This is a genomic window from Neisseria sp. HMSC068C04 (assembly GCF_001810105.1).
GTDB classification, from domain to species: Bacteria; Pseudomonadota; Gammaproteobacteria; order Burkholderiales; family Neisseriaceae; genus Neisseria; species Neisseria flavescens_B.
Window position 1 is genome coordinate 1 of sequence record NZ_KV800011.1, and the last position, 1679, is coordinate 1679.

Annotated in this window: 3 protein-coding genes; all 3 read left to right on the top strand. The window is 50.9% G+C overall.

What is annotated here, in order from left to right:
• Positions 1-110 precede the first annotated feature (110 nt).
• Entirely contained in the window at positions 111-245 is a 135-nt protein-coding gene (locus tag HMPREF2700_RS12050; protein ID WP_283129711.1) for a hypothetical protein, read from the top strand.
• A 144-nt stretch (positions 246-389) separates the two neighbouring features.
• The gene (locus HMPREF2700_RS10965) at positions 390-605 is read left to right on the top strand and encodes a PTS sugar transporter subunit IID (protein ID WP_070592101.1); all 216 of its coding nucleotides are present in this window, start codon (positions 390-392) and stop codon (positions 603-605) included.
• The coding region (locus HMPREF2700_RS10970) for a DUF7146 domain-containing protein (protein WP_070592103.1) at positions 602-1679 on the top strand (1078 nt) is incomplete at its 3' end. The genes HMPREF2700_RS10965 and HMPREF2700_RS10970, both read left to right, overlap by 4 nt.

Sequence of the window (1679 nt, forward strand, 5' to 3'; positions counted from 1 at the left end):
CATCGACACCATTTGCGACAACATGGCCGCCCATTCCGTCCGCAACACCCCCATAAGTGCGAGCGGAAGCACGGCACGTCTTGCCACAGTCATTCAAACCCTAGTTCCCCATGCGGAAAACTTGGAATCTTTCGATTTGTCATCCGAGCTTGCGGGATACATTCAAACTGACCCCATCCCCGCGCCCTGACGATTCAGACGACCTGAAAGAATGGGCTGTTTACAGCGTAACCCACGCCGGTTAAGCCCACCTATTCCCTGAAATTTACCCGCCTTTATGCCGCCTATTTCAGACGGCATAGGGCAAACTTCGCCCTAGTGTTTTCATAACTAATTGATTTTATTAGATTCATGTTTTGAAACACTGGAGGCATAGCAAAGGATAAACCATGAAACAGACCAATAAATCAGACCGTTTCCGCCAGTATTTAAACCGCGCCTTGCTGGTGTTTTGGGTGTTGCTTTTGGCTTTGGTAGTCCGAGCCTGTAACCAGCCCGCCCACGCCGACACGGAGCAGGCAATACAGACAACGCCGACCATATGGGAGACCGACCCGATAGCGGGGGTAGTTTTAGAACCTGTAACAGAGGGGATAGAACAATGAAACCGACCTATCAAGACATCAAAGCCGCCGCGCAATACCGCTGGCCGGAAATCCACGCCGCATTAGGCATAGACCCGCGATACCTGAAAAACAAACACCAGCCCTGCCCTGCGTGTGGAGGGAAAGACCGTTTCAGATATGACGACAAGGACGGAAACGGCACATTCATTTGCAACCATTACAACAACGGCGCGGGCGATGGTTTCGGCTTGGTAATGCACTTTTTCGGGTGTGATTTTCAGACGGCATTAAAGCAGGTTTCAGGCGTTTTAGGCATGGATAATGCAGACCCTTTGCCGATACCGCCAACACGCCCACAAGCGCAACCATGCCCCGAAAAAGACCAAATCGAGAAACTGGCCGCATTGTGGGGAAGTACAGAACCTATCCGCCCCGATTCCCCTGTTATCCAGTATTTGAAATCACGCGGTTTGGACATGGCGCATTTACCCGAAAACGTCCGTTTTCTACCTGAAAAAGACTATTGGACAACAGGCGAGGATAAGCCGCTTTTGCTTGGTAGTTTCCCGTGTATGGTTTGCGCTATCCGCGATATGGACGAAGAGCTACAAGGCTTACACCTGACCTATTTGCAGGCGAGCTATGACAAGCCATGCGGAGAGGACGGGCTACACGCCCCGCGCTATCAGAAACTGGCAATCAAAGACCCTGAAACGGGCGAAGCATTACCGGCCAAGAAAATGAGAAGCCGTAAGCAAGGCAGCATATCGGGGCAAGCCGTCCACCTGTTCCCGATTCCTGAAAATGGCCGTCTTGTCATTGCAGAGGGCATAGAAACCGCCCTTGCCGCCCGTGAATTGTACAAAGCTTACGATTGGGGCTTATACGCGGCCTTAAGTACAAGCGGCATGACTAATTTTCACTTTCCGGACGGTATAAAAGAAATTGCAATTATTGCCGATAACGACATACCGCGCCCCGTTGGTTGTGAAGCCGCTAATAAATTAGCAATGCGAGCCTTTAAGCAGGGAATCATGGCGAAAGTATGGAGAAGCAAAACGCCCGGCTATGACGCGCTGGACGAACTGAACGAGAAAAAGCAATCAGACAATC

Coding starts and splice junctions, on each gene's coding strand:
- HMPREF2700_RS10965 (WP_070592101.1), top strand. CDS start 390: ATGAAACAGACCAATAAATCAGACCGTTTCCGCCAGTATTTAAACCGC.
- HMPREF2700_RS12050 (WP_283129711.1), top strand. CDS start 111: ATGCGGAAAACTTGGAATCTTTCGATTTGTCATCCGAGCTTGCGGGAT.